The following is a 26,043-nucleotide window of genomic DNA, read 5'->3' as shown; positions in this document are numbered from 1 at the left end:
GCCCGGCTCCAGGGCGCTCGGCTTCAGGGGGCTGCCTCCCCTTCCCGCCGGCAATCCTTTACCATAGGCGCTTGCCGCCACATCCACACGAAACGCAAATTCACGCAATGCAAAGCCAACTCGATACCCTGCGCCAATACACGACCGTCGTCGCCGATACGGGCGATTTCGAAACCATGCGCGAGCATCGGCCCACCGACGCCACCACCAATCCCTCGCTGATTCTCAAGGCCGTGCAAAAAGAAGCCTACCGGCCGCTGCTCGACCGCGTCCTGGCCGACTATCCGCACGCCTCGCCGGCCGAAACCATCGACCGCCTGCTCATTGCCTTCGGCAAGGAAATCCTGGCCATCGTGCCGGGGCGCGTTTCCACCGAGGTCGATGCGCGCCTTTCCTTCGACACGCAAGCCACCATCGCCAGGGCGCGGCAGATCATCGCCCTGTACGAGGCGCAAGGCGTAGCCCGCGAACGCGTGCTGATCAAGATCGCCTCCTCCTGGGAAGGCATACAGGCCGCCAGGACGCTGCAAGGCGAAGGCATCGCCTGCAATCTCACCCTGCTGTTTTCCCTGACGCAAGCCGTGGCCTGCGCCCAGGCCAAAGTGCAGCTTATTTCGCCTTTCGTCGGGCGCATCTACGACTGGCACAAGAAATCGCAGGGCAGCCAATGGAACGAGGCCGCCAATGCCGGAGTCAACGATCCCGGCGTGCAGTCGGTGCGAGGCATCTACAACTACTACAAGGCCCACGGCATCGCCACCGAAGTCATGGGGGCGAGCTTTCGCAATATCGGCCAGATCCAGGCCCTGGCCGGCTGCGACCTGCTTACCATCAGCCCCGAGCTGCTGGGCCAGCTGGCCGCCAGCCAAGAGCCCTTGAGCCGCCAGCTCGATGCGCAAGAAGCGCTGCGGAATCCGCCCCCGCTGCGGGAAGACAACGAAGCGGCTTTCCGCTTCAACCTGAACGAAGACGCGATGGCCACCGAAAAGCTGGCCGAAGGCATACGGGTGTTCGTGGCCGATGCGGTAAAGCTGGACGCGCTGGTGAAAGCCGCCGGTTCGAAGGCTTGAGCGTCTTGGCGGTTTGAGGAAGCGCTTGCGGGAGGAAGGCTTGCGCCGCCGGGCCCGCGGCCCGACGATCAGGTAGAGCGCCTTTCCATGAGCGCCCAGGCTATGGTGCCGGCGTCCACGTACTCGAGTTCGCTGCCCGCCGGCACGCCGCGGGCCAGCCGCGACACCGACAGGCCGCGTGAGCGCAGCAGTTCGGCCAGGTAATGCGCCGTGGTTTCGCCTTCGGCGGTAAAGTTGGTGGCCAGGATGACTTCCTTCACCACGCCGTCGCCGGCACGCTGCAGCAGGCGGTCGAACTGCAGCTCGACCGGCCCCACGCCCTCGAGCGGCGCCAAATGCCCCATCAGCACGTAATACAGGCCTTTGTAGCCGTGGCTGGCTTCGATCATGTTCTGATCGGACGGTGTTTCGACCACGCACAGAATGGACGGATCGCGCTTGGGGTTGGAACAGGTGGCGCACAGCTCGCCTTCGGTAAAGCTGTTGCAGCGGCGGCAATGCCCCAGGTTGCTGACCGCGTCGGCCAGCGCGCGCGACAGCCTGTCGGCGCCCGCCAGATCGTGCTGCAGCAAATGATAGGCCATGCGCCGCGCCGACCGCACGCCCACCCCCGGCAGCCGGCGCAACGCGTCGATCAGTACCTTGAGGGGCTCGGGTTCGGGCAGGGGCGCTTCCATTCAGACAGGCCCTAGAACGGCAGCTTCATTCCCGGGGGCAGAGGCAGCCCGGCGGTGACCGCGGACATTTTTTCCTGGGACGTGGCTTCGGCCTTGCGCAGGGCATCGTTGAACGCCGCCGCGACCAGGTCTTCGAGCATGTCCTTGTCGTCGGCCAGCAGGCTGGGATCGATGGCGATGCGCTTGACGTCGTGGCGGCAGGTCATGGAGACCTTGACCAGGCCGCCGCCCGAAGCGCCTTCGACGACGATTTCAGCCAGCGCGTCCTGCGCTTTCTTCATGTTTTCCTGCATTTGCTGCGCTTGCCGCATCAAACCGGCAATCTGACCTTTCATCATGATGAGTTTTCCAATAATAAAAATCGGGCCCCGAGGCCTGTTGGCGCTTACGCCGCTTTGTCGACGGGCGCCGGCCGCACCGAACCCGGCACGACCACAGCGCCGAAGTCGCTGATCAAGGTTTGCACGAAGGGGTCCACCTGCACGGCCTGCTCGGCCTCGTGCTGGCGCCTGGCCTGTTCAGCCTGGGCCACGGCATGCGCCGTATCGTCTCCCGTCGCGCCATATTCCACATTGAGGTGCACCACCGTACCGAAATATTCGGACAGCAGTGTACACAACCGCGCCTGACCCGCGCTTTCGGCCAGCGTGCGGATCGCCACGCGCAAATTGATTTCGTCGCCGTTGACGCCCAGCCATTCGCTTTGGCGCGCCAGTTCGGCGGCCAGCCCGGTAAGCGGCAACCGCGCAGCCAGCGCGGGCCAGGTCGTGGCCGTCATGTCGCGCAGGCGCGGAGACTTCGGTTTTTTGCCGGCCGGCTCGAATGCCGGCATGGGGATGTCCGCGGCGGCGGCCGACATGGATTCGAAGGCCTCGTCGTCGCCATCGGCCGTGAACGGCTGGCGCTCGTCGTAGGGTTCGTATTGCCCGGCCGACTCGTCGATGGGGATGTCTTCCCAGGCGGGCACATCGACGGCAGCTTCCGGAGCCTGCGGCATGGCAGGCTTGCCGACGGCAACGGCGGCCTGGTCGCGGCGCGGCGAGCCCGCCAGCGGCGCGCTGGAAACCGGCCCGCCCGTGCTCGGCGCGGCGTCTTCCGCACGTTGCTCCTGCACGGGCTCGGCCTGCCCAGCCTGCGCCCGGGCATTTTCCTGCGCCGGGATGTTTTCTTGCCCTTGCGCAGGTTCCTGCACCTGTGCCTGAGCTTGTACTTGAGCTTGTACTTGAGCTTGCGCCTGCACCTGATGCGGCGCCTGAAGCTGTTCCCGCGCTTGCGCCGCAGGCGCATCGGCCCGGCCCGAATCGGGCGGAACCGCGCGCGGCACCAGCGCCAGCATGCGCAGGCAGGCCATGACAAAGCCCGCGTACTCGTCGGGCGCCAGGGAAAGCTCGTGGCGGCTGTGCACGGCAACCGAATAGAACAGTTGCACGAAGTCGGGGGGCATGCGCTGGGCCAGGGCCGCGATATCTTCGGCCATGGGGTCGTCGGCCGGCACGGAGCCGGGGATGCGCTGCTCGATGGCCACGCGCGACAGCAAGACCGCCAGATCGGCCAGCGCACCCGAATACGACAAGCCGCGCGTGGCCAGCTCGTCGGCCACCACCAGCACTTCAGAGGCGCTGCCATCGGCCAGCGCCTGCAAAAGGCGCAGCAGGTAGCGTTGATCGATGGTGCCCAGCATGCCCTGGATGGCATCGGTGGTGAGCTGGCCCGCGCTGTAGGCAATGGCCTGGTCGGTCAACGACAGGGCGTCGCGCATCGACCCCGAGGCCGCCTGCGCGATCAGCCGCAATGCCGGCGTCTCGAAGGCGATGTCCTCCTGGCCCAGCACCATCTGCAAATGCCCGACGATGGCGTCGGCGGCCATCTGCTTGAGGTTGAACTGCAGGCAGCGCGACAGCACGGTGACCGGGATTTTTTGGGGGTCGGTCGTGGCCAGGATGAACTTGACGTGGGGCGGCGGCTCTTCCAGGGTCTTGAGCATGGCGTTGAACGCATGCCCGGTAAGCATGTGTACTTCGTCGATCATGTAGACCTTGAAACGCCCCGAACTGGGCGCATACACCGCCTGCTCGAGCAACTGCGTCATTTCGTCCACGCCCCGGTTCGAGGCCGCGTCGAGTTCGATGTAGTCGACAAAACGCCCCGAATCGATTTCGGTGCAGGCGCGGCAGACGCCGCAGGGGCTGGGTGTGATGCCCTGCTCGCAATTAAGCGATTTGGCCAGAATGCGCGACAAGGTGGTCTTGCCCACGCCGCGCGTGCCTGTGAACAGCCAGGCATGATGAAGGCGCTGCGAGGAAAGCGCGTGCGTCAGCGCTCGAACCACATGATCCTGCCCGATCAGGGTGTCGAATGAGCGGGGCCGCCATTTTCGCGCCAGTACCAGATATGTCATGCGTGGGAGCTCGTGCCGCAAGGCAGTCGTTGGACAAACAAAAAGTTTACCGGATTCGATGTGGCTTGGGGAGACGGCGGCAAATCGCCGGAAAGAGGAGGCGAGCCTGACTTCGGCACTGGCTCTGCACGGCTGTGGCTGCTTCGTTCCCGACCTGACCAGATTCACCGCCGAACCATGCGAAGGGGCCCGCCAAGCTAAAGTTTAACAGGAGTTGCAGCCTTCTGTTTGGCAAACGCGGCAAAATCCCGACCGGCGCCGGACAACCAGCGCCAGGCCGTGAATGCTGCGCCCTCCGTCAGCAATCCACCCAGACTCCGGCCCGGGGGAAATACAGCGCGCCGCGCGCCGGACGCCCGTCGAGCGCCTGCACGTGCGCGCAATACCGCTGTATCTGCGCTTGATGGCGTTCGCGCATCCTGGCCTCGAAGGCGGGCGCGGATTCGTTCGCCCGCGGAACCCCGGTTTTATAGTCCACCACCAGCCAACCCGCTTCGTCGGAGATGGCCAGGTCGATCACCGATACCCGGCCGCTGGCATCGAGCAGCGACCACTCGCGATACGCCCGGGCAGCCCCAAGCAGCCACCGGCCCTTGGGGCTGGCCAGGGTGGCCGCCAGGGTCTCGCGCACCGCCGAACTTGCCTCGTCCAGGGCGGAACCGCTCAATCCGGCCCGGCTCAACTGCTTGCGTATCACAGGCTCGCTGGCCTCGATGCGGCTGACAGGCCAGGCGTCGATGCCATCGCGCCCCAGGCGCTCCAGCCAAGCGTGCGCCACCGTGCCGGCCACCGCCTCGAACCCCGAAGGCGCCGACCACTCCCAGGCGCCGCCCCGCGCCACTTCCGGCAAGGGCCGGAGCGGCGGCAGGCTGTCTTGCGTCATGCGCAGCAAATTGCCCGGCGGGGCGTCCGGCAGGACATCGGGCCGTGGCCCCGAATCGGCGGAGACGGACTGCCCCGGCGGCTCCGGCTGTTCCATATGCTCCCAAAGCCGGCCCAGCAAGCTGGACGACGCGGGCGTCCTGATGGCGCCGTCCTTGTCCAGGGCGACCTCGCCGACCAGATGAAGCTGCTCGCGCGCCCGAGTGGCGGCCACGTACAGCAAGCGATCCGTTTCATGACTGGCGCGCTTCTTCTCGCGTTCGGCCAGATAGACGGAGACCGGATCGGCCTCGTCGGCGATGCGCGGCTTGATGGGTCCAAGCAGCAATCTGCCCTCGCTTTGCTCGATGCGCATCAGGGGTGCGGCATCGCCCCGCCCCTTGCGATGCAGCCCCATGAGAATGACGGTATCGAATTGCAGGCCCTTGGACTTGTGGATGGTCATGACTTCGACGGCACGCCCCGTGCTTTTGGGCGCGGCGTATAAACGCTCGATCTGCGCATCGAACTCCACCGGGTTCAGGCCCCCGTAGGGCGCCAGTTTTTCGACCAGGCGAAACAGGCTTTCGGCATCCGCGGCATCTTCGGGGCTGGCGTAGACGGCGGCGCCGCCCAGACGCTCCCAGCACTGCTGCAGCCAGGCGGCAAACGGGACGGCGCCCGAGGCATTGCTCCGGTCGAGCAGGACGGCCGCCGCGTGCCGCAGGCGCCGGGCCTCGGCCTCGTCCAGTCCTGGCTGGCCCTGGACATCGCGCGCCAGCCAGCCCGACAGTACCGCCGGCACAGGCTGGTGGTGGCCGGAACCGAACAGGGCATGCAGGCTGTGCAGCCGCAAGCCGCACAAGGGCGAGCGCAGCACCGACAGCCATGCCAGGCGGTCGGCGGGATGGGACAACGCACGGGCCAACTGCACCAGATCGCCGACGACCTGGCGCGAAGCCAGCGACACCAGCTCCACGGCGCGGCACGGAATGTTCTCGCGGGTCATGCGCAGCACCACCTCCTGCAGATGCGAGCGCGCCCGCACCAGGATGGCCACCGGATGCTCGCTTTCGGGATTGCGCGCCAGCGCTTTCCTGGCCAGGTCCAGCACCAGCGCCTCGCTGCGCTCCGGCGCATCGTCGGTGTCGCTGTCGCGTCCGGCGCTTACCCACACGGGATGGAACTCGACCCCCGGCATATCGAGCGCCCCATTGAACGGCACCGACTCCGTATAAGGAATCGCGCCCATGGCAAGGTTTTCTTCCTGCGGAAACAGCGGCGCGAAAACCCGGTTGACCCAATCGACGACGCTGGCCTGCGAACGGAAGTTGGTCGTGAGGGAAAGCGCCTGCAGCGGCACTTCGCCCAGGCCTTCTTTTTGCACCTTCAGGAACCAGCCCACCTCGGCCTTGCGGAAACGATAGATGGACTGCATGGGGTCGCCCACCAGGAACAGGGTGCGGCCGTCGTCCGGCTGCCATCCCGAGGTCAGGCGCTTGAGCAGGTCGATCTGCGATTGGCTGGTGTCCTGGAACTCGTCCACCAGCAAATGCCGGATGGAGGCATCCAGGCTGAGCAGCAATTCGCTGGGATCGTCGGCCTGGCCCAGGGCCATGACCGCGCGCTGGGCGATTTCGATGAAATCCACCTCGCCCGCCTCGGCAAAGCGCAGGCCCAGCTGCGCCGACGCCAGCCACAGCACCTGGATGAGGGCATGCAGGGTGGCGATCTGGTCGGCCTGATAACCGCCTTCCGGTATGTAGCGCACCTCGGCCAAGGCCGCGACCCACGGTTCGCCGCCCTCGAAAGCCTGCAGCCATTGAACAAAGGCGTCCTTATGGGCCGTCTTGGCCTCGAAGCCCTGCTTCTTGGTGACGGTGCGGCGTAAACCGCCGGCAGCCGTCAGCAGGACTTTGGCCAATGCGCGCCATCGCGCCATGTCGCCGCGCTCTGTACCGAAGGGCTCGCCCGCCCAGTCCAGCAAGGGGGAAAGGTCGAACGGCTCGTCGCTTTGCTGCAAGGCCGAGGCCGCGCGCGAGACATGCGGCGCCAGGCTGGACGCCCACCCCGCGGGCATGGATTGCTCCAGCCGCTGCAGGTCTTCCTGCACAGCCTGTTGCAGATTATGCTGAAGTTGATCGACGTCGTCGCTGTCGGCCAGCAGCGGCAGCCATTGATCGCGGCTGGCCAGCATGTCGGCGATCAGTTCTTCGGCCGCGCCCGTATCGACGTCGAGGTGCGCAACAAGAATGCGCACGGCCTCGACGTCGTCGATCATGGCCAGGGTTGCCTTGGCCGCCGCCTCGTAGTGCTCCCGGGCGTTGTCCGCCACCGCCGGCAAGCCGCCCAGAGCGCTAAGCCAGGGCATGCCCCGCACCAGGTGCGAACAGAACGCGTCGATGGTGCGGATGCTGAGGCGGGCCGGATACTCCAGCAGATTCCACCCCAGCTCGTCATTGCGCCGCATGGCCTGGCGCGCCAGCCTCCAACTGTTTTTCTTGTGCTCTTCGGGCGGCTCGTCCCGGGTTCCAGCCTTCAGCTTGCCCAGCACCCGAGCATGCATTTCCGAGGCGGCCTTGCGCGTGAAGGTAATCGCCACGATTTCCTCGGGGCGATTGACCGTTGCCAGCAGCGCCAGGATCCTGTCGGTCAGCAGTTCGGTCTTTCCAGACCCCGCCGGCGCCTGGACGAGAAAGGATCGCCGGGGATCGAGGGCGGCAAGGCGAACCGTGATATCGCCGGGCTGCTTAGTCGTCATTGACGGCCTCCTCGTTCAGGCGCAAAAACGGCCGGACATCGCAATACTTGATGTCGTCGGCGCGCAAACTGCTGTTCCGCGCCACGCCTTCCACGAACTCCTGGGCCAGGCCTTCGATGGTTGCACGCCATTGCGCCATGAGCCTATCCCAGGACAGCCCCGCGAACTCGGGCCACTCGTCCAGGCTGGCCAGCCCTTCGAAGCCGTAATCGCCATCGGCCAGGCCTTTGACCTCGGCCTTGCGGGCATGCAGCCGCGCCAGCACCAGGGCGCCGACCCTGGCGTCCTCGCGCGCCAGCACCGAGGCATAGAAAGGCAGTTGCAAGCCTATGGGCCGCTGCCGCATCCAGTTGGACTTGGGGTCGATATTGCCTCCTCCTGTCTTGTAGTCGATGACCGCCAGCCGGCCATCGGGCAGCCTGTCGATGCGATCCAGCCTCAAGGCCAGCTCGAGCGCGCCATGCGACCACTGGAAGCTGCGCTCGACGCCATCGACCGCAAAGGGCTGGCGCGCCAGCTCCAGCTCGAACCAGTCCTCCAGCACCAGCCTGGCGCGCTCGGCTTCCAGCTCGCGCAGAGCCGCGCTGTAGTCGCTCAAATGCGATTCGGCGGCGCCATCGACGGCCTGGGCGATGAGCTCCGCCAGGCGGCCGTCGATCCGGTATTCGGCCAGAAGTTCCTGGTCTTCGATCTTGCTCCACGCGAATTCCATGGCTTCATGCAGGAACATTCCACGCGTGTTCTGATCCGACAATACCGCGTAGTCGGCCAATTCGCTGGCGCCCAGACGGTATTTCACGAATGCCCACAGGGGGTTGCGCGCCTGGGTATCGATGACGGCAATACCGCCGCGCACCTGCGTGCCCGGCAGCAGCGGCGGCCCCTGCTCGTCCCGGATGGATTCCAGCGCGCAGCGCGACAGGGGCTCAGGCAGCGCCGGAGCCTGGCCGGGCGGCAGGCCTTCAATGCACGGGCTGGGCCGGAGTTCGCGCTCGCCTTCATGCAGGGCGTGGCTGACCCAGACTTGCGGCGCCGTGCGCAACAACGCCCGGTACAGCGCCTGAGCCCACTGCAGTTCCCGCTCGGGCGTGGCGCGCGGCGCATTGGCCTTGCGCAGCGCCGCCAGAGGAATCAGGGGATTAGGCTTGGGAGCCGCCGGCAGCACCTCGTCGGTGAGTCCCAGAACCCACACACCATCCCAGCGCCCGCCTTCGGCTTCCAGAAAACCCTGAACGTCCAGGCGGGCCGAGGGATCGCGTTGAGGCTGGAACGGCGTTTCACGCGCCAGCCGGCCAAGCAGCGACACCGCCTGGCCGAAATCCACCGGCCCCAACAGCGAAGCCTGGCGCGCCAGGCGATCCAGCGTGCGGTCCAAGGCCTCGACTGCTTGATAGGCGTGGCTGTCCAGTGCGGCCTCGCCTGGAAACCCCAGTCGCTGCAGTATGGACCGCAGGCGCTCGACCCAGGTGTCGAGCGGGACGTCGCGCCAGCCCTCGTTCAATGCCAGGCAATCGCGCCAGGCCTGCGCCAGTTGCGGCGCCCACTGCTCCAGGCATTGCTCGAAGCCATGTTTCGCAACCCTTAGAACCGCCCGCCTGCGCCATTGCGCATCGATGGCCGCGCGGCCCGCAGCCTCCTGCTCGTGCGCCACGCAGCCGCCCGCCAGCAGCGCCTCGCCGGCCAGCGACGGCTCGCAGTAGCCGCGCTGCCAAAACGACTGCAGCACCCTGAGCCAGGCCAGCGCCGCGCGCGCCGCCGGCCAATCGGCCAGCGGGCGCGCCACGGCAATGTTGTAGGAAATGGCGGGTTCATGCTCCGCGGCGCGCAGCGCCTCGCGCAACACCCGATGCGCCAGGACCACGTCGGCCTCCAGGCGTGCCGCCACAATCGCGAAACGCCCGTCCGGATCGGCCCGCAGGCTGGACTGCGCCCATTGCGCGGCCATGCGCCACTCGGTGTCGGGGTCGGAGGCCTGGACGCGCACGATCTGGTCCGCGGCCGGCTGGTCGGCCCGCAGCGCGGCAATGGAAACGCCCTGTTCATGCAAAGCGTCGATCAGGCTGGAAAGACGCGGGGAAAACTCATTGAAGCCCGCCAGCACGACATGCCGGAAGTCGAAGCGCAGCTCACCCTGGACAATGGCATCGCAAACCCGTTCGAAGCCCAGCACGCCGTCCTCGGCGTCCATATCCCGCAGGCGCTGCCGGTAGGCGGCGCGCCAAACCTTGAATCGCCGGTAATCGTCCGTTTCCAGCTCGGGGGACACCTGCAGCCGCCATTCCGACACCAGGCGATCGGCTTCCTGCGCAAGCCGGGCGGCCTGGCCCGTATCCAGCAGGACATGATCGGATTCGGCCTCGGCAACCACCTGCTGCCAAAGGCAGCGCGCGCCGAACGCATCGACGGTATGGGCAGCCAGGCTGCTGCCCGCAACGAAGGACAACTGATCGCTGGCCTGCTGCAGCCAGGCCGACAAGGGCACGATGTCGGGCAACGCCATGACTTGCCGCCCGGCATCGAGCCGGCTGGAAAGTTCGGCCACGATACGCCGGGCATGGCGGTTGTTGACCGTCAGCACCAGGGTTGCCATGCTGGGCAGGCCGGCGAGTTCGTCGAGCGATACCGGTACAAGTTCCGTATTCATATCCATCCAGGAATCGATGCGCAAAATCCCGTATCGGCTCGCGGCGTGCTAAAAAAAACCATGCCCGAACCCGATGCGCACCGGAAACGTTATCATTAGAATAGCCGGCATCGCAAAGCCTTTTCCCGAATCACTGCCGACACATTGCGCCAAGCCCGCCACATGCTTGCCCCTTCCCCTTCCATCGATGCCTTTCTGGATGCCGTCTGGCTCGAGGACGGCCTGGCTGAAAACACGCTGGCCGCCTACCGGCGCGATCTGTCGGCGTTCTCGAAATGGCTGGCCGCCAAGACCTCGAAAGATATCGACCAGGCGCAGGCCGCCGACATCCAGGACTGGTTCGTCGCCCGGCACGCGGGCACCAAGGCCTCGACGGCCAACCGGCGCCTGGCGGCGCTAAAACGCTATTACCTATGGGCGTTGCGCCAGGGCCGCGTGATCGAGGACCCTTGCCTGACCCTGCACACCGCCAAGCAGCCCGCCCGTTTTCCCAAGACGCTGTCGGAGGACCAGGTCGATGCCCTGATGCAGGCGCCCGACCACGAAACCGTGCTGGGCCAGCGCGACCGGACCATGCTGGAAACTCTTTACGCCACCGGCCTGCGGGTCAGCGAACTAGTGGGCCTGAACGCCTTGGACGTGAACCTGAACGAAGGGGTGGTGCGCGTCAACATGGGCAAGGGCGGCAAGGACAGGCTGGTGCCGCTGGGCGCCGAAGCGGCCCACTGGATAGACCGGTACATGGCGCAGTCCCGCGTGGCGCTGCTGGGCGCGCGACGCTGTGACGCCCTGTTCGTCACGGCCCGCGCCGCGCCCATGACCCGCCAGGCGTTCTGGTACATCATCAAGAAATACGCCGCGCAGGCCGACATCCATACGCCGCTGTCGCCCCACGTCTTGCGCCATGCCTTCGCCACCCATCTGCTGAACCACGGCGCCGACCTGCGCGTCGTGCAAATGCTGCTGGGCCACGCGGACATATCGACCACGCAGATCTATACTCACGTTGCGCGCGAAAGGCTGAAAGCCCTGCACGCCATGCACCACCCCCGCGGGTAAACGATGCCAAAAGACAAACACGTTTCGGAAACACCTGCCACGCAATGGCTCAAGCGCCAGCGCGTCGCCTTCGACGAACACCCCTACGACTACGTGGAACATGGCGGGGCGCTCGAATCGGCGCGGCAACTGGGTGTGGATCCGCACCAGGTCGCCAAGACGCTGATCATGGAAGACGAGCGCGGCCATCCGCTCATCATCCTCATGCACGGCGATTGCGAAGTCTCCACCAAGAATCTGGCGCGCCAGATCGGCGCCAAGAAAGTCGGCCCCTGCACGCCCGAAACCGCGCAGAAGAATTCAGGCTACCAGGTGGGCGGCACATCGCCGTTCGCCACGCGCAAGAAAATGCCGGTATGGGTACAGGCCTCGCTGCTGGACTACCCAGTCATTTACCTGAACGGAGGAAGGCGCGGCTACCTGATCAGCCTTGCCCCGTCGGTCTTGACCAAGCTGCTTGGCGCCAAACCCGTGGACGTAAGCCTGGACAAGAACTAGTTGCTTTCAGGCTGCGGCGGCGCGATGGGCGGGATGCCGAACGACTCGAGCTCCTGCCCCACCGAGCTGGACCAGAGCTGCGCGATTTTTTCGGCCGTCCAGCCCGAATCGCTGTAGGCGGTGCGGATCTCCTGGGGATGGCTCCATAAAGCCAGCTTGCCGCCGCCCAGGCCGATGCATTGGCCGGTGATTTCCCGGGCCGCCTGCGACGCCAGGAACACGAACAGCGGCGCCACGTCTTCGGGTTGCCCCATTCCCATGCCCAGGCGCACTTCGGGCGGCAGATCACGCCCCTGCTCGACGAGCTTCACGTAGGGCTGCATGAAGGGAATGGTTGCCACCATTTGCGTCAGGGCCGTGGGCAGCACCGCATTGACCGTAACACCGAAGCGGGCGCACTCCAGCGCCCAGGTGCGCGCCATGGCGGCAATGCCGGCCTTGGCCGCCGCGTAATTGGTTTGCCCAAAATTGCCGCGCTGCCCCGCCAGCGAAGAAACCAGCAACAGGCGGCCGCCATCGCCCTGCTCGCGGAATCGCCGCACGGCGGCGCGGGCGCAGGTAAACGTGCCGCGCAAATGCGTTTCGACCACCTGGTCGAAATCGTCGTCGGTCATGTTCCACAGGACCTTGTCGCGCAATATGCCGGCATTGGCGCACATGATGTCCAGGCGGCCGAACTGCTCCACCGCCGCGTCGACGCAAAGCTGGGCTGCCTGCGACGAACCGATGGCGGCGGCCTGGGCCACCGCCCTGCCGCCCTCGGCAAGTATGGCGTCCACGGCCTGCTGCGCGACATCGGCATCGAGATCGTTGACGACGACGGCCGCACCCGCCTTGGCCAGAGCCCTGGAAACCGCCAGCCCCAACCCCCTGCCGCCGCCGGTCACGACGGCCACCTTTCCATCCAGGTTCAACATGAATCCTTGCCTTCCTTCAATATTTCAATATGGACAGCAGCCGCCCGCCGCCCTGGTATCCCGCGCAAACCGCCGCCGGCCTTTGCCTTCTGCACGTTTGCATGAATCGTTACCTGCCCTTGTACACGGCGGAGCGCTTTTCGATGAACGCCCTGGGGCCTTCCCTGGCGTCTTCGGTCGCCATGACGCGATGATAGCTGGCGTCTTCCAGGGCAAAGGCCTCGGATAGCGGCAAACCCGCCGACTGCACGGCGGTTTTCTTTATCTCGGCCAGAGCCACCGGCGCATTGGCCGCCAGGCCCTGGGCCAGTTTGCGGGCAAGGGGCAGGACCTCGGGGCCGGGCACGGCATAGTTCACCAGCCCCCACTGCAGCGCCTTTTGCGCGTCGATCGCCGAGCCGGTCAGCAACAGCTCCATGGCCTGGCAGTGCGAAAGCTGCCTGGGAAGGCGGGCCAGGGAGCCCGCAAAGGGGATCAGGCCGCGCTGCACTTCGGGCCAGGCAAAGCGCGCCTCGTCCGAGACCACACGGATATCGGTGGCGAGCAGCAGCTCGGCGCCAGCCGCCACGCAAATGCCGTTGACGGCGGCAATCACGGGCTTGTACAAGGGAAAGTCGCGCAAGGTGGTTGCCGCCAATACACCGGGATCGTCCAGCAGGCGGTGATCCCATTCGGTTTGCGGCTTGCGGTCGCCGGTCAGCAGCGGCAGGGTCAGGCCCAGGTCGCCGCCGGCGCAAAATGCCTGCGCGCCCGCCCCCGTGATGATCAGCACCCGCATCGCCTCGTCGGCCTGGAAATCGAGCAGCGCATCGGCAAAGCGGCACAGCAATTCGGGGCTCAACGCATTCCGGGCCTCCGGCCTGTTGAACGTGACCTGCGCAACGTGCCCAGTCTTCTCGTAAAGAAGCACCGGGTCTTTCCGTTCCGGGTTTTCGCCAGCCATCAGCAGTCCTCCTTTTTCTGCAAACCCAGCATCGTCAACGCCATGCCGCGCAAGACATTTTTGCGGAATTTCCCGCTGGCCGTCAAAGGAAACTCGTCGACGAAAAGAAAATACTTGGGCACCTTGTGGCGGCTGATGCGAGCGCGGCAATATTGGCGCAACGCGTCTTCGTCCAGGCTGGCGCCGTCGACCAGGCGCAGCACCGCGGCCGCCTCCTCGCCCATATAGTCATCGGGCACGGCCACCACCGCGGCCTGCTCCACCGCCTCGTGGCCCAGCAGGAACTCCTCGATCTCGACGGGATAGATGTTTTCGCCACCACGAATGATCATGTCCTTGAGACGGCCGATCACCCGCACATAGCCGCGCTCATCCATCATTCCCAGGTCGCCGGTGTGCAGCCAGCCTTCGGCATCAATGGTTTCCGCCGTCTTGTCCGGCATTTGATAATAGCCCTGCATGACGAGGTAGCCCTTGACCATCAGCTCGCCCGGCCGGTTGAAACCCGCGATCTCGCCCGTGGCCTGATCGACCACCTTGACGCTGGTATGCGGCAGGGGCTGGCCGACGGTCGCCGACTTGAGCTCGAAGCTGTCGTCGGGCAAGGTCTGGCACACGATGGGGCTGGTCTCGGTCAGGCCCAGGACGATCATGGGATTGCCGCCGATGCGCCGCTGCACATCTTCGATCAGCACCACCGGAATCGACGTGCCCCCGGTCAGCATCTTGGTGATGCTGCGGGTATTGAACCGGCCTTGCTGGAAAAGCGTATCGGCCAGCATGGCGATGAGCATGGTGGGCACCATATTGATGATGGACGGCTTCTCGGCATCGATCAGTTCCAGCATCTTGCGCGCATCGAAGTACACCCCCATGATCAGGGTGCCGCGATTCAGCAGCGTGCTCAGCACGTTCACCACGCAACCCGCCGTATGAAACAGCGGCATGCAGGCCAGGAACCGTTCGCCATCGGCCAGCCCCGCCCTGCGCGCCGTCAGATAGGCGTTGTTCAAGGTGCTGTGGTGGGTAAGCATGACGCCTTTGGGATGGCCCGTGGTGCCGCTGGTGTACTGGATCTGTACGACGTCCCCGGGCCTGACCGCCGCCTGGCGCGCCCGGAGCTGCTCATCGCCGATCGCATCGCCCATGGCAAGCGCCTCGTCGAACGGCAGGCAGCCCGGCTGCGGGGCTTTGGCGCGCATGAGCACGACGCGGCGCAGACACGGCAGGGCTTCGGCCTGCAATAGATCGAGGCGCGGGTCGCGGCATTGCTTCAATTCGGGCAGCAGGCCATGCAGCGCGTCGATGAACGAATTGTTGCGATACTCGGGCACCGTGAACAAAGTATGTATGTCGCCATTGCGCAACAAATACTCCAGCTCGGCCGCGCGATATCCCGTATTTACGGTTACCAGCACCGCGCCGGCCTTGGCCAGGGCCATTTCAAGCAGCAGCCATTCTGGAATGTTCGGCGCCAGCACCGCCACTTTGTCGCCAGCCTGGATGCCAAGAGCCATCACACCCTTGGCCAGCCGGTTCACCTCCGCCTGGAAGGCGCGGTAATCCAGACGCAGCGCCATGTCCAGTTCAGGATAGTCATACACCACCGCTTCCCGATCCGGCACGGCCTGCGCCACCCGATCGAACATATCGCCTATGGTCAGGTTCAGCAGTTCCACGCCTTCGGTTTCGGCCTGCCAGATCGCCTTGTCATTTGCTACGCCCACTGCAACTCCTCGAGACAATTCCTTGAACACCCGCAAGGCGCGGACCGCCGGATGGCCGCCCGCGCCCGCCTTCGCGCGCCGTTCACTTCACATACACCCACTTGCCGTCTTCTATGTGGGCGATGACCTGCGAGCGCTCGTCGACCCCGTTGTGATCCTTGTCGCTGAAGTTGTACACGGCGGTCGAGGTCACGACATCGCGGCTGTTCTCGATGGCGCCGCGCAGCGCGGCGCGAAACTCGGGGGTGCCGGGCTTAGCCTTTTTCAGGGCCTGCGGCGCGGCATGTTCCAGGATAAGCATGGCGTCCCAGGCCGAAGCGGCGAAAATCGAGGCGCTGCCGGGGCCGTTATACTCTTCGAACAGCTTGTTGAAGGCCATGGCCCGCTCGCGTATGGGGTTGGACGCATCCAGCTGCGACGCCACCATCAAGGGCGAAAGCGCAATGTACGCTCCATTTACGTCCTTGCCGCCCACGCGCAGGAAATCGTTGTTGGCCACGCCCTGCGTCTGGTACACCAGCCCTTTGTAGCCACGTTTCTTGAGCTCGATTTGCGGCAGGGCGCCGGGCGTCCCCGCGCTGATGATGAATACCGCATCGGGCTTCTGCACGACCAGCTTGCTGATCTGCGCGATGACGCTCTGGTCGGTCTGGTTGTAGCGCTCGACGCTGGTGGTCTTCACACCGTACGAAGGCGCCATCTGCTCGAAGGTCTTGACGAAGCCTTCGCCATAGGCTGTGGTAATGGAAATAAGCCCGGCCTTGGCGACCTTGTGTTTTTGCATATGCTGCAGGATGAGCCGGACCGCGTATTTCTCGGGCGCGCTGACCTTGAAGGCCCATTTCTTGTTGCCCTCCTGCGGTTCGACAATGGCGCTGCCGCCGCCCAGCGAAATGACGGGGGTTCCGGACTGCGCCGCCACCTCGGTAATGGCCAGGCTCGGAGGCGTCAGGCTGGAACCGATGATGATGTCGACGTTGTTTTCCGCGATGAGCTTCGAGGCCGCCTTGGAGGCATTGCTGACGTCCGTGCCGTCGTTGAGCACCGTCACGTTGAGTTTTTCGCCGGCTATGCTGGCCGGCCACAGCTTGACGGCATTTTGCTCGGGCTGGCCCAGCGAGGCGCCCGGCCCGGTCAACGACAAGATGACGCCGACATTGATGTCGGCGCTGGCCGTCAGGGGCAATGCCAGGAAAAACGCCAGCACCAGCACCGGGCAGCGCAATTTTTGCGGCAATTTCATTTTTGTCTCCAGAACTTATAATTGTCGAATCGTGTCTGGCGGACAGCCCGCCAGCACTGGGTTTCGATGGTAGCAAGCACATCGGCACAAACGTGTCATCCAAAAGAAGGACATGGTTCGACCGGAGACAAGCAATGAGAACCTGGCAAGCCGGCTGCGCCGCGCAACCCGACATCCAGCAATGCGCCATCGAGCTGCTCGCCCAGATCGGGCAAAACTCCTTCAACGATGCCATGCTGGCGCAAATCAACCACCTGCTGCCGGTAGGTTCCTGGAGCGTCTATCGCACCTGGGCCGACCAGCCTCCGATTCTGCTGCTTTCGCACAGTTTCCAGCGGCCCGACATCACCCTTAAATGCTTCCAGGCCTATAAAAATCAAATCTACCTGGAAGACCGTTCGTTCGAGACCGTGCGCGCCAGCCGCCAGCACGACCGGCTCATGCTGCAGCACCTGCGCGCGGACGAATTCAAGAATCCCCGGCACCGCGAAATGATCTACACCCGCAACCGTCTCTGCGAGCGCCTGTCCATATCGCGCAACGAGCCCGACGGGTCGGTCACCAGCGTCAATCTTTACACCCATGAAGACCAGCCCAGCTACACCGACCGCCATCTGGGCCGGTTCGAAAACCTCGCGCCGATTTTGTTCACCGGCATCGAACGCCACCTGGATCTAAGCGCGGGCGACCCCGGCCCGGGCCACGAAGATGCCGCTGCGACAGGGTCGGCCACAAGGGCAAGCCGGCGCTTCCTGGAAAACACCGGCATGAGCCCGCGCGAACTGGATGTCTGTGAACGCCTGCTGCAAGGCATGACCTACGACGGCATCGCCGCCGACATGGGGCTGGGCCGCCCCACTGTCATTACCTACCGCAACCGCGCTTTCGCGCGGCTGGGCATCAGCTTCAAAAGCCAGCTGTTCGCACTGCTTGCCCGCCATTCCCAACACGCCGCCGGCCCGGCAAAACCAGCGTAAACATCATCCGTCCGGGCTAGTGTCCTGTTTGGCGTTGCAAAAATGCAGCGCACGCCTGCATTCCAATCCCAGCACCAAACGGGGCTTTTCACGACATCCCGTGCAAATTCGCCATGCTTTTTTGTATATAACAAGAAGGAATAAACAAAGAAGATAAAAATTCTTGTTGGGTATTTTGCGCTGCCGTACAGTTTGATATAACTTTTTTGTAAATCAACTCCCCATGAAGCTGTCTTTCAAGAATATAGAAAAAAACTTCGCCGGACTCCAGGTCATCCAGAACTTCAGCCGGGAAATCCAGGATGGCGAGCTCGTCGCCCTGGTGGGCCCTTCGGGCTGCGGCAAATCCACGCTGCTGCACATCGCCGCGGGCCTGGAAAAGCCCAGCAAGGGCGAGTTTCTGGTCGACGGCAAGCCGGTCCACGGCCCCGATCCCGAACGCACCCTCATGTTCCAGGAGAACGCGCTTTATCCCTGGCTCACCCTCGTGCAGAACGTCGCCCTGGCGCTGGAATTCCAAAAGGTCGACAAGCAGCAGGCGCAGCACGAAGCACGCGGCTGGCTCGAAAAAGTCAACCTGAAGGGCTTCGAGGACTATTACCCGCATCAGATATCGGGCGGCATGCGCCAGCGCGCGGCCCTGGCCAGGGCGTTTATTTCACACCCCAAAACCCTGCTGCTGGACGAACCCTTCGGTGCGCTGGACGCCCTGACCCGCATGACGCTGCAAGACGCGCTGCGCCAGCTCATCCGCGAGGCCGGACCCACGGTTCTGCTGGTTACCCACGACGTGGACGAGGCCTTGTTCCTGGCCGACCGCATCCTGGTGTTCAGCTCGCGGCCGGCCACCGTGCTTAAAGAGTTCAATCTGGCGCACCACGAAAAAACTCACGACCTGTCCGAGTTCGCCGCCATGCGCCGCGAGATTCTGAGCCTGCTCGGAATCCATGTCGAATTAGATGAAACCGCGTTACTAGAGGAAATCGAAGCATGAAATTCGCCCGTTTATTGATCCCCTTCGTCGTCGCCGCCTTTGCCATGGCGGGCCAGGCCGCGGCCGCCGACAAGTTCAAGGTCGGCTATCTGCGCGTCATGGACGACGCCCAGGCGATCGCCGCCTACGAAGGCGGTTTCTACAAAAAACAAGGCCTGGATGTCGAACTGGTCGAGTTCAAATCGGGCACCGACCTCATCAAGGCCATCGTGGGCGGCCAGCTCGACACCGGCGTGCTGGGGTTCACCAACGCAGCTTCCTGGTCCTCCAAGGGGGCCGACCTTAAAGTCGTAAGCGGCGCGCAACAGGGTTTCCACGCCCTGGTCGTGCGCGACGACTCGGGCATCAACAAGGTTGCCGACCTGAAAGGCCATACCCTGGCCTCGCAAAAAGAAGGCAGCACTGCCGACACCGTCCTCAAGGGCGTCGTCCTGAAAAACGCCGGCCTGACGGCCGACGACCTGACCATCATGGGCGTCAGCCCGCAAGTCGCCGTGCAGTCGCTGGTCGGCAAGCGCGTGGACGCCGCCTTCCTGTTCGAGCCCCAGGCCAGCATTGCCCAGCTCATCGCGCCGGTCAAGCAAATCTATGAAATCGGCGAAGTATGGCCCTTCCCCTGCATGGTGGTGATCACCTCGGGCAAGACCCTGCAAAACCGCAAGGACGATGTCTGGAAATCCCTGGACGCACAGCGCGAAGCCATCGATCTGCTGCAGAAAAAACCCGATGAAGCCGCCAAGCTGATCGCCCCGTACTTCATTGCCGAGCCCAAGCTCAAGACCCTCAAGCATGGCGAGATGCCCCGCGAGCAGGTCATCGCCGAAGCCATCAAGAGCCAGACATTCAATGCCGCCCTGACTTCCAAAGAAGTGGCCCGCATGCAGGAAATCGCCGACATCATGCAAGCCCAGGGTTCGCTCAAGACCCGCGACGGCAAGCCCTTCGATGTAAAGAAGATCATCGACCTCGATTGGCAAAAGGCGCGCAAGCTATAAAATCCAACCTTGGCTGGCCATGAGGGCCGGCGCGAGGGGCCGTGCAAAGCGCGGCGCCACAACGTCATCAACCCCCAGGATGGTCGGCCATGCCGGCCATCCTGCATTTTGAACGCTTACATGAGTACACAAACCCGACTTACCGGCTACCGAAAAAAACTCGCCATGATCGTGGCGGTTCTTTTCATCTTGCTGCTATGGCAGGCAGCGGCCTGGTCCCTGCCCGATTTTCTGATGCCGGACGTTCCCACGGTCATTGTGCGCCTGTGGGCCGACATACAGTCGGCGCCGTTTCGCGAAGCCCTGTCGGGCAGCTTGACGCGCCTGGGCACCGGCTATGTCGCCGCCCTGCTGTTCGGCGTGGGCTTTGGCCTGGCCGGCGGCATTCTGTTCTTCTTCCGCGAAGTGCTCAAGTCGGCCATCATCATCCTGCAGTCCATTCCGTCCATCGCGTGGGTGCCGCTGTTCCTGATCGTCATGGGCTTCGGCAACCTGCCCATCATCGTCGTCATCGCCCTGTCGGCGTTCTTTCCCGCGGCGCTGTCCGTCATGAACGCCACGGAAAGCGTGTTGAACGTGCACGTGGCCGCCGCCAAGGTCATGGGCGCCAGCCGCTGGGCCATGCTCAAGCGGGTGTACCTGCCGGCCGTCATGCCCGAGCTCATCACGGGCGCCCAGCTTGCCTTCGGCAATGCCTGGCGCGCCCTGATCTCCGCCGAAATGCTGATCGGCTTCGGCCAGGGCCTGGGCCGCACCCTGGCCTACGCGGGCGAGACCGCCGACATGGTGGGCGTCATGTCGAACATACTCACCATTGCAATCCTGGCCACCCTTATCGACCAGGCCATCCTGGAGAACCTGAAACGCCGTCTTCTGCGCTATCAGTACGTGTAATCATGAAAACGTCTTTTTCGCATGGGCGCCGGCTTCCGGCGCACTTGGCAGCGGCCCTGGCGACAGCGGCTTGCGGTCTGGCCATGGACGGCTCGGCCGCACATGCCGCACCAAAGGCCGGCGCCGGCCCGCAAACGCTGACAGTCGCCATGCACTACGTGGTGCCGCCGTTCGTGCCCGGCTCCAAGGTTCGCACGGCCGAGGCGCCGGACACCGACCTGGCCGAAGCGCTTGCAGGCAAGGTGCACACAAGCCTGCACTCGCTTCCCGACAATACGGAAATCAGCATCTTCGGGGCTGCCGCGGCCGGCCCGGCCAATGGCGCGAGCGGTCCATCAAGCGCATCCGCGCCGCAGGCCGACGCCATGCTGCGCAGCCTGGCCCCCGGCGCCGCCGTCCCGGCGTCGATGCAGGCCGTCCCCACCGGCTATGCCTCGCAGCCCATGGCCATCATGCGCAGCGACACCGACATCAAGTCATGGGATCAACTCAAGGGACGCACCGTGTGCCTCTCCGAGGGCGGTCTGTACACAGGCCTCATCGCCGCCCGCTACGGGGCCATAGAGAAAGTATTCAGGGCGCCGGCGGACTCCCTGCTGGCGCTGCGCACCGGCGGCTGCGACGCCGCAGTGCACGACAAGTTCATGCTCGACGAACTGCTCAAGCTGCCCGAGTGGAAGAAGTTCTCGGCCAAACTCCCGCCTCCGCCGCAATCCGGTGCGGCGCTGAACTTCCTCGTGCCCGAGGGCAATCCCGAATTATTGGCCGCCGTCCAAAAACTGGCCGGAGAATGGCGATCCAGCCATTACTTGGCCACCCTGAATAAAAAGCGGGTGCGCGACATAGCCTTCGAGGTCTACCTGGACCAGACGGTTCCCGACTGTCACTAAGCGATGCGGCCATAGCCGGGGATGGATTCCGTAAAGCCGTGCAACGTTTGTATCCACCTTTGGCCGGCGCCAGGGAGTACCATACGAAGACCCTCTCCCATCGGTTCACGCACAAGGAGCTTGACATGAGGAATCTCGTAACGCGCGGCGGCTTGGCGGCCATCGCTTCGGCGGCATGGCTGGGCCTGGCTTCGGCGGCCATGGCCGCCCCGGTATCATTCAGCGTCCCTCTCACCGGCGCTCAGCAGGTACCGCCGGTGCAAACGGCGGGCAGCGGCAAGGCCGACATTACCTACGATCCGGCCACCAAAGACGTAACCTGGTCGATTTCGTTCGACGGTCTTTCGAGCCCGGCCACCATGGCCCACTTTCACGGGCCGGCCGCGGCGGGGGCCAATGCAGGCGTCCAGGTCTGGCTGAGCAAGCGCGGCGATGCCGTATCCAGCCCCATTACCGGGCACGCCACCCTGACCGCAGAACAGGACAAGCAATTCGAAGCTGGCCAATGGTATGTGAACATCCATACCAAAAGCCATCCGAGCGGCGAAATCCGGGGCCAGGTCGTCCCGCCGAAACACTAATTCGGCTCAGGCAAGGCCGGCAATCAGCGCGGCAGCCCCGACACTCAGGCAAAACACCAGAAACGCAGCCGCAATCCCGGCAATACGGGGTTGCGGTTGACTCGCGGGCAATGATTTCACGCCTGTAACCATGGGCAGCACAAGGTTCTGCCCCTTCAAAGCCGCATACAGGCCAATGGCCAGCAAGTGCAGCACAATGGCGGCCAGCAGCGCATCCCATAAATACCCATGCATATCGGTAAGCAGATTGGCCACCCAGGCGGGCATCCATGCAGTGAGCGGACCGTCGTTGGCGACATCGTTATTGACGATGACCCCGCTAAGCGACTGCCCCAGCAAAAGCAGCAGCAACAGCAGCACCATCCAGCCCCCGGCGGGGTTGTGGCCGCACTGCGTATCGGGTTCGCGGCGAAACACGCGCGCCAAATGGCGAATCGCCGCGCTGGGCGCCGCCAGGAAGCGGCTGAACCGGGCGGTATCGCTGCCCACCACTCCCCACACCAGGCGAAACAGCACCAGCGCGAGCACCGCCTGGCCGCACCAGGCATGCCATGCCATCCAGTTGAACCGCCAGGTGAAATACGCGGCGGCGACCAGAACGGCCAGCAGCCAATGAAAGACCCGCAACGGCAGATCCCAGACCAGCACCGCGTGCCGGCCTTCGCCGGAGCCCACGCGGCCTGCCCGGGGATCCCGGCCGGCCGAATCGCTATGCGGAATGTTCGACGGCATACGAAGCGCTTCCGTTCGTGTCTGGCGTCTCCGACAGGAATCGAACCTGTAATCTTCCCTTAGGAGGGGAAAGTTATATCCATTTAACTACGGAGACGTAAGCCGGGTATTTTATCAGGACTTGCGGGCATACCCGATGCCGTCCCCAAACCCCACGCCCCGGCCGCCGCCAAACCGGCCGATACGCACCCGCCGCGCCCGCGCAGGCATTCGCCTGCGACCTCATATAATCTCGAACTGGCCCATCGAACCGGCCGCGGGCTCCCGCCATTGCGCCCTTGCCCGCCGCGGCGTTCGCCGTACCCGCCGCGCGGAACCCGCCAATACCCGTCTCTTCGAGGTTACAAAAATAGAGGTTACAAAAATACTGTTGTTATTTAGCGCCGTCCCCATCCCTCTTCTCAATCGCCTTTTCCACCTTGGCGGAAAAAAGCGAGCGGAGGATGGACAGGGCAACCGGCATGGCGCCGGCCGCGAAGGCCTGCCGCCTTTCGCCCAATTGGCCACACACCTCAGAAACCAGTCAAAATCATGCCCGATAAAAACATCTTAAAAGAAATTGACCTATATTTGGCCGATGAAGAACAAACCGCCGCGCTGGCCAGGCAGCTTGCCCCCATGCTTTGCGGCGTGCATCCCGCCTTCCAGGGACGATCGCCAGGAGGCCGTATCCACCTGAAAGGCGAGCTTGGCGCGGGCAAAACCAGCCTCGTTCGCGCGCTGCTGCGGGCCTGCGGAATCACCGGAAAAATCAAAAGTCCGAGCTACGCCCTACTTGAAACCTATAAACTTTCTAACTTATACTTCTATCATCTTGATTTTTATAGGCTTAGCGACCCCAAAGAATGGCTGGACGCCGGGTTTAGAGATATCTTGCAAAAAGAGGCCGTCATTCTCATCGAATGGCCTGAACAGGCGGGGAACACATTGCCCATTCCCGATCTGGAAATACGCCTTGACTACGCCGGCAACGGACGACAAGCGCACTTAACCGCCTATAGCGACAAAGGAACATCATGGCTGACATCACTCGAGCTTCCCCCACAGGAATCTCCCCGAAGGGGGTCTCCCGACGACGCCTGATCGCCAGCGCCACCACCCTGTTCATCCTGCCGGTCATTCCCAGCCTTGCCCACGCCGGCACGATACTGGCCGTGCGCACCTGGCCGGCCGACGAATACACGCGGGTCACCCTGGAGCTGGACAGCGAGCTGAAAACCGAACACTTCACGCTCGAAAACCCCAATCGCCTGGTTCTGGACATCAACGGCCTGACCATGAACCAGACCATCAACGACCTGATATCCAAGGTCAAGCCCAACGATCCGTACATCGCCTCGGTGCGCGTGGCGCAGAACCGCCCCGACGTCATCCGCCTGGTGTTCGACCTGAAACAGGCTGTGGCCCCCCAGGTCTTCACCCTGAAGCCCATTGGCAACTATAAATACCGCCTGGTCCTGGACCTGTACCCCAAGGTCGCCCAGGATCCCCTGCTTGCCATCATGAACGGCAACGCCGACAACGACCCGCTGGCCGACGTGCTTGAAAAACTGGCGCAGAACTCACCCGACCAGGCGCCGATTCCTTCCGTGCAGGGGCAGAAGCTTCCACCCATCGCCGCCAAGAAACCGGACGAGCCCGACGCGCTTCCGCCCATTGCCTCGACTCCCGGGGTCGACCGCCCCATCCTCATCGCCCTGGATCCCGGCCATGGCGGCGAGGATCCCGGCGCCACCGGCCGCGGCGGCACGCACGAGAAAGACATCGTGCTGAGCATCGGACGGCGGCTGAAGAAGCTGATCGACGCCCAGCCCAATATGCGCGCCTACCTGACCCGCGACAACGATTACTTCGTGCCGCTGCACGTTCGGGTGCAGAAGGCGCGCCGCGTCAAGGCCGACCTGTTCGTGTCGATACACGCCGACGCCTGGATCAAGCCCAGCGCGCGCGGATCGTCCGTATTCGCGCTGTCGCAGCATGGCGCCACCAGCGCCGCCGCGCGCTGGATGGCCAAGCGCGAGAACGACGCCGACCTGATCGGCGGCGTCAACCTGGGATCGCATAACAAGCAGGTGGCGCAGGTTCTGCTGGATCTTTCCACCGCCGCGCAAATCAACGACTCCATGCGGGTGGGGAATCGCGTTCTGACTGAAATCGGCAAGATCAACCGGCTGCACAAGAATAGCGTGGAGCGCGCCGGGTTCGCCGTTCTCAAGGCTCCGGACATCCCTTCCATACTGGTGGAAACGGCATTCATCAGCAATCCGGAAGAAGAACGCCTGCTACGCAGCCCCGCGCATCAGGATCGCATCGCCAAGGCCATGCTAAGCGGCATCAACGATTATTTTGCCGCCGGCCCGGCCCTGGCGCGCAAGGCCTGAGCCATCTCGCGGCGCCGGCGCAACGGCCTCAAGGCCCCAGAGCCGGCGAACGCCAAACCGGCGGCCGATCAGGCCTGCCGGGCTTTTCGGAACAGCTTCCACAAGCCGCCCAGCGCCACGGGCACGATGGCGGCGCTAACGCCCAATAAAGCAATGGTGCTCAGGTGTTCCTTGATGATGGGGACATTGCCGAAGAAATAGCCCAGCGTAACCAGGCCGCCCACCCACAGCACGGCCCCGGTGATATTGAACAACTGGAACCGCAGTATGTTCATGCTGCCCACGCCCGCCACGAAGGGCGCGAACGTGCGGAAGATCGGCACGAAGCGCGACAGGACGATGGTCTTGCCGCCATGTTTTTCATAGAACGCATGCGTTTTCATCAGGGCGGCCTGGTCCAGAAACCTGAAATGGCTGGTAAACACGCGTGGGCCCAGATAGCACCCGATTGAATAATTGACCGTGTTGCCCAGAGCCGCCGCCACGATAAGCAGAAAAGCCAGCAGCACAGGATCGAGCGCGCCATTGGCGCCCACCGCGCCCGCGATGAACAACAGCGAATCGCCAGGCAGAAACGGCAGCACCACCAGCCCGGTTTCCCCGAACACGATCAAAAACAGCACCAGATAGATCCATTCGCCGTACTGGGCGATCCAGGCGCCCATAAACTGGTCGATATGGAGAATCATGTTCATAAATTCGGGCATGGCCATCACTTGCAAAAAAAGATACCGCAATATAGCCCAGCCTGGCCCCGTAAAGGCGAACCGAACTTAATCCGCAGCTAAAATGATACGTTTA

The 26,043-nt window shown here is 64.0% G+C and carries 22 protein-coding genes, 1 tRNA gene and 1 other RNA gene; 11 read left to right on the top strand and 13 right to left on the bottom strand.

Features of this window, described 5'->3' with window-relative positions; all coding sequences use genetic code 11:
• Positions 1 to 107: 107 nt before the first annotated feature.
• Positions 108 to 1,070, top strand: a complete 963-nt coding sequence (tal, locus tag VNT00_RS04815; protein ID WP_325585056.1) for a transaldolase — start codon at positions 108 to 110, stop codon at positions 1,068 to 1,070.
• Positions 1,071 to 1,138: 68 nt separating this feature from the next.
• Here tal and recR read toward each other — a convergent pair whose 3' ends face one another.
• From recR to VNT00_RS04785, 6 genes are all read right to left on the bottom strand, one after another.
• On the bottom strand, positions 1,139 to 1,747 hold the full coding sequence (gene recR, locus VNT00_RS04810) for a recombination mediator RecR (RefSeq protein WP_325585054.1): 609 nt from the start codon (positions 1,745 to 1,747) through the stop codon (positions 1,139 to 1,141).
• 11 nt (positions 1,748 to 1,758) lie between these two features.
• The gene (locus VNT00_RS04805) at positions 1,759 to 2,085 is read right to left on the bottom strand and encodes a YbaB/EbfC family nucleoid-associated protein (RefSeq protein WP_325585052.1); all 327 of its coding nucleotides are present in this window, start codon (positions 2,083 to 2,085) and stop codon (positions 1,759 to 1,761) included.
• 47 nt (positions 2,086 to 2,132) lie between these two features.
• Positions 2,133 to 4,145: a DNA polymerase III subunit gamma/tau gene (locus tag VNT00_RS04800; RefSeq protein ID WP_325585050.1), complete on the bottom strand. Its 2,013-nt coding sequence runs from the start codon at positions 4,143 to 4,145 to the stop codon at positions 2,133 to 2,135.
• 96 nt (positions 4,146 to 4,241) lie between these two features.
• Positions 4,242 to 4,339: signal recognition particle sRNA small type (gene ffs / locus VNT00_RS04795), an RNA gene on the bottom strand.
• Positions 4,340 to 4,443: 104 nt separating this feature from the next.
• Positions 4,444 to 7,767: a UvrD-helicase domain-containing protein gene (locus tag VNT00_RS04790; RefSeq protein WP_325585048.1), complete on the bottom strand. Its 3,324-nt coding sequence runs from the start codon at positions 7,765 to 7,767 to the stop codon at positions 4,444 to 4,446.
• Positions 7,757 to 10,411: a PD-(D/E)XK nuclease family protein gene (locus VNT00_RS04785; protein WP_325585046.1), complete on the bottom strand. Its 2,655-nt coding sequence runs from the start codon at positions 10,409 to 10,411 to the stop codon at positions 7,757 to 7,759. The genes VNT00_RS04790 and VNT00_RS04785 overlap by 11 nt, the downstream gene beginning before the upstream one ends.
• A 162-nt stretch (positions 10,412 to 10,573) precedes the next feature.
• Here VNT00_RS04785 and xerD point away from each other — a divergent pair, with 162 nt between their 5' ends.
• Both xerD and VNT00_RS04775 read left to right on the top strand, forming a co-directional pair.
• Complete coding sequence (xerD, locus tag VNT00_RS04780; protein ID WP_325585044.1) at positions 10,574 to 11,470, top strand: site-specific tyrosine recombinase XerD; 897 nt, start codon at positions 10,574 to 10,576, stop codon at positions 11,468 to 11,470.
• A gap of 3 nt (positions 11,471 to 11,473) precedes the next feature.
• Complete coding sequence (locus VNT00_RS04775) at positions 11,474 to 11,968, top strand: aminoacyl-tRNA deacylase (protein ID WP_325585042.1); 495 nt, start codon at positions 11,474 to 11,476, stop codon at positions 11,966 to 11,968.
• Here the strand turns inward: VNT00_RS04775 and VNT00_RS04770 are convergent.
• The 4 genes from VNT00_RS04770 to VNT00_RS04755 all read right to left on the bottom strand — a co-directional run bounded on the left by VNT00_RS04770 (position 11,965) and on the right by VNT00_RS04755 (position 16,798).
• Positions 11,965 to 12,885 (bottom strand): SDR family NAD(P)-dependent oxidoreductase, encoded by a 921-nt coding sequence (locus VNT00_RS04770; RefSeq protein WP_325585041.1) that lies wholly within the window; start codon positions 12,883 to 12,885, stop codon positions 11,965 to 11,967. The genes VNT00_RS04775 and VNT00_RS04770 overlap by 4 nt on opposite strands.
• 109 nt (positions 12,886 to 12,994) lie before the next feature.
• Positions 12,995 to 13,828 carry an enoyl-CoA hydratase/isomerase family protein gene (locus VNT00_RS04765; RefSeq protein WP_325585039.1) on the bottom strand — a complete coding sequence of 278 codons (834 nt, stop codon included), beginning with the start codon at positions 13,826 to 13,828 and terminating at the stop codon, positions 12,995 to 12,997.
• The gene (locus tag VNT00_RS04760) at positions 13,828 to 15,555 is read right to left on the bottom strand and encodes an AMP-binding protein (protein WP_325585038.1); all 1,728 of its coding nucleotides are present in this window, start codon (positions 15,553 to 15,555) and stop codon (positions 13,828 to 13,830) included. The genes VNT00_RS04765 and VNT00_RS04760 overlap by 1 nt, the downstream gene beginning before the upstream one ends.
• Positions 15,556 to 15,637: 82 nt before the next feature.
• A complete protein-coding gene (locus VNT00_RS04755) occupies positions 15,638 to 16,798 on the bottom strand; it encodes an ABC transporter substrate-binding protein (RefSeq protein WP_325585036.1) in 1,161 nt (386 codons plus the stop codon).
• Between the two features lie 134 nt (positions 16,799 to 16,932).
• On the opposite strand from VNT00_RS04755, the gene VNT00_RS04750 reads away from it, so the two are divergent.
• The 6 genes from VNT00_RS04750 to VNT00_RS04725 all read left to right on the top strand — a co-directional run bounded on the left by VNT00_RS04750 (position 16,933) and on the right by VNT00_RS04725 (position 22,129).
• Positions 16,933 to 17,775 carry a helix-turn-helix transcriptional regulator gene (locus VNT00_RS04750; protein WP_325585034.1) on the top strand — a complete coding sequence of 281 codons (843 nt, stop codon included), beginning with the start codon at positions 16,933 to 16,935 and terminating at the stop codon, positions 17,773 to 17,775.
• A gap of 223 nt (positions 17,776 to 17,998) precedes the next feature.
• Positions 17,999 to 18,769, top strand: coding sequence for an ABC transporter ATP-binding protein (locus VNT00_RS04745; RefSeq protein ID WP_325585032.1), 771 nt, complete (start codon positions 17,999 to 18,001; stop codon positions 18,767 to 18,769).
• On the top strand, positions 18,766 to 19,764 hold the full coding sequence (locus VNT00_RS04740) for an ABC transporter substrate-binding protein (protein WP_325585030.1): 999 nt from the start codon (positions 18,766 to 18,768) through the stop codon (positions 19,762 to 19,764). The genes VNT00_RS04745 and VNT00_RS04740 overlap by 4 nt, the downstream gene beginning before the upstream one ends.
• Before the next feature lie 120 nt (positions 19,765 to 19,884).
• A complete protein-coding gene (locus tag VNT00_RS04735; protein ID WP_325585028.1) occupies positions 19,885 to 20,658 on the top strand; it encodes an ABC transporter permease in 774 nt (257 codons plus the stop codon).
• Between the two features lie 2 nt (positions 20,659 to 20,660).
• Complete coding sequence (locus tag VNT00_RS04730) at positions 20,661 to 21,548, top strand: type 2 periplasmic-binding domain-containing protein (RefSeq protein ID WP_325585027.1); 888 nt, start codon at positions 20,661 to 20,663, stop codon at positions 21,546 to 21,548.
• Between the two features lie 125 nt (positions 21,549 to 21,673).
• Complete coding sequence (locus VNT00_RS04725) at positions 21,674 to 22,129, top strand: CHRD domain-containing protein (protein ID WP_414650887.1); 456 nt, start codon at positions 21,674 to 21,676, stop codon at positions 22,127 to 22,129.
• 6 nt (positions 22,130 to 22,135) lie between these two features.
• Here VNT00_RS04725 and VNT00_RS04720 read toward each other — a convergent pair whose 3' ends face one another.
• On the bottom strand, positions 22,136 to 22,861 hold the full coding sequence (locus VNT00_RS04720; RefSeq protein WP_325585026.1) for a cytochrome b/b6 domain-containing protein: 726 nt from the start codon (positions 22,859 to 22,861) through the stop codon (positions 22,136 to 22,138).
• 22 nt (positions 22,862 to 22,883) lie between these two features.
• Positions 22,884 to 22,958 (bottom strand) — tRNA-Arg (locus VNT00_RS04715).
• 434 nt (positions 22,959 to 23,392) lie between these two features.
• Between VNT00_RS04715 and tsaE the strand changes: the two genes are divergently transcribed.
• Together tsaE and VNT00_RS04705 are read left to right on the top strand one after the other, a co-directional pair.
• The gene (gene tsaE / locus VNT00_RS04710; RefSeq protein WP_325585024.1) at positions 23,393 to 23,944 is read left to right on the top strand and encodes a tRNA (adenosine(37)-N6)-threonylcarbamoyltransferase complex ATPase subunit type 1 TsaE; all 552 of its coding nucleotides are present in this window, start codon (positions 23,393 to 23,395) and stop codon (positions 23,942 to 23,944) included.
• On the top strand, positions 23,878 to 25,242 hold the full coding sequence (locus VNT00_RS04705; RefSeq protein WP_325585022.1) for an N-acetylmuramoyl-L-alanine amidase: 1,365 nt from the start codon (positions 23,878 to 23,880) through the stop codon (positions 25,240 to 25,242). The genes tsaE and VNT00_RS04705 overlap by 67 nt, the downstream gene beginning before the upstream one ends.
• A 68-nt stretch (positions 25,243 to 25,310) precedes the next feature.
• Here VNT00_RS04705 and VNT00_RS04700 read toward each other — a convergent pair whose 3' ends face one another.
• The gene (locus VNT00_RS04700; protein WP_325585020.1) at positions 25,311 to 25,949 is read right to left on the bottom strand and encodes a VTT domain-containing protein; all 639 of its coding nucleotides are present in this window, start codon (positions 25,947 to 25,949) and stop codon (positions 25,311 to 25,313) included.
• Positions 25,950 to 26,043: the final 94 nt, after the last annotated feature.

The organism is Eoetvoesiella sp., from assembly GCF_035555955.1.
Classification (GTDB): Bacteria; Pseudomonadota; Gammaproteobacteria; order Burkholderiales; family Burkholderiaceae_B; genus Eoetvoesia.
Note: the sequence above shows the minus strand (reverse complement) of the source record. Positions and strands in the feature narration are given on the sequence as shown.